Raw genomic sequence first — 2034 nt, 5'->3', positions numbered from 1 at the left:
AAGGCACTTGCCCGAAGGGTTGGAGTGAAATCGGGCGATGGAACGCACCGGCCGCTTGCATGGGCATGAGCCCATGCGGCGGAGCCGCGCATCGAAAAGCGTCGATAGCTACATTTTTAATAGCTTTCAGCGCTTATCCATCAAGCGCTACAGCCCATTTTCTCTGAGGTTGGCTGTACGTGCCGCCTTCAGCGGTCGGCGAACGGCCATGGGCGGACAACGCCGGCTGGCCACAGCGCCGGCCCGCGGCGTCCTGGGGGCCACGCGCTCTGGCAACACAACACCCCACGGACCTGCGCACGCTGCGGCCGCCTTGACCCACGTCAAAGCCCTGGCGACGGCCGCACCCTACATTGCAGGGCATCTTGCACCTGCGCCACCTGCGCAGGTTGCTGCCCTCGGAGGTGCCAACGCTCCGCCCGCTGAGGGCCGTTCGTTGCTGTTCTGCCCTCCCGTACTCCCCACTGCGATGTCACTTCTGCACCGGTTGAACCTGCTCGAAAAGTTCCTGATCCTGGGAACGCTGGGCCTCATGATGAGCGCCTTGCCCACCTACCTCACCGTGCGCGATGCGCTGCACGCCATCGGCCACGCGCGCCAGGAGGCACGCGGCGTGCCGCCCGCCCAGGCCCTCACGCGCCTGGTGCAGCACATGCAGGTGCACCGGGGTCTGTCGGTGGGCATGCTGGGGGGCGATGAATCCCTGGCCGCGCGCCGCCCCGCAGCGCGCAACGCGGTAAACGCAGCGCTGGACGATGTCACCGCCCGCTTTGCCGCCGCCCAGGTGCCCACCGCCCAGATGGCCGCCTGGACCCAGGCCCAGCAGACCTGGAAAACGCTGGAGCAGGCCGTGGCCACGCGCAGCATCCCGCAGGCGCAGAGCACGGCGCAGCACACGCAGCTGATTGCCAGCCTGCTGCAGCTCAACGAAGCCCTGGTGCATGCCTATGGCCTGCAGATCGACCCCGAGGCCGACACGCATGCGCTGATCCAGACGTCGCTCGCCCAGGTGCCCATGCTGGGCGAAAAGCTGGGCATGCTGCGCGCCCAGGGCGCCGGCGCCTTGGGCCAACGCGAACTGACGCCACAAGCCAAAGGCCAGCTGCTGGTGCTGCAGCAGCGCGTGGCCGAACTGCAGGCCGACACCTTCCGGGGCCTCACCCGCGCCCTGCAGGGCAACCCCGACCTGCAGCGTGCGCTGGGCAACAGCGCGCAGACGGTGCAGGGCCAGATCCAGCAGTCACTGCAGATGGCCGAGCGCGATGTGATCAATGCCACCGAACTGCAACTGGCGTCCAAGGACTACTTCGACGCCTTCACCCGCACCATCGAGGCGCTCAACGCGCTCAACAACCTGTCGATGGCGAGCCTGGAGCAGGCCCTGCAGGCGCGCGTGGTCACGCTGCAGCGCGGCCTGCTGGGGGTGGCGCTGGCCCTGGTGCTCACGCTGTCTGCCACCAGTGCCATGGCCTTGGTGTTCGTGCGTTCGATGACCGTGCCGCTGTCCAAAGCCGTGGAACTGTCGCGCGCCGTGGCGCAGGGCGACCTGGGCGGAGCCCCCATCGACCACGGCACCAACGAAGTGGGCCAGCTGCTGCAGGCGCTGCAGCAGATGCGCAGCCAGCTCACGCAGGTGGTGCGCCAGGTGCGCAGCGGGTCGGAGAGCGTGGCCACGGCCAGCGTGCAGATCGCGCAGGGCAACACCAACCTCTCGGCCCGCACCGAAAGCCAGGCCAGCGCGCTGGAGCAAACCGCCGCGTCGATGGAGCAGCTGAACGCCACCGTGCGCCAGAACGCCGACAGCGCCCAGCAGGCCAGCCAGCTCGCCGCCAGCGCCAGCACCGTGGCCACCCAGGGCGGCGAGGTGGTGGCCCAGGTGGTGGACACCATGCAGGGCATCAACGCCGCGTCGCAAAAGATCTCGGACATCATCGGCGTGATCGATTCCATCGCCTTCCAGACCAACATCCTGGCACTCAACGCCGCTGTGGAGGCCGCCCGCGCGGGCGAGCAGGGCCGGGGCTTTGCGGTGGT

The 2034-nt window shown here is 68.5% G+C and carries 1 protein-coding gene; it reads left to right on the top strand.

All coding sequences use genetic code 11. The features are described 5' to 3' along the window. Nucleotides 1-469: 469 nt before the first annotated feature. Nucleotides 470-2034: methyl-accepting chemotaxis protein (locus ACOQFS_RS00090; protein ID WP_421560946.1), on the top strand; the 1565-nt coding region annotated here is incomplete at its 3' end.

Origin of the sequence: Paracidovorax sp. MALMAid1276, assembly GCF_049198005.1 — a bacterium.
Taxonomy (GTDB): Bacteria; Pseudomonadota; Gammaproteobacteria; order Burkholderiales; family Burkholderiaceae_C; genus Acidovorax.
This window is presented reverse-complemented; position numbering and strand designations above follow the sequence as displayed.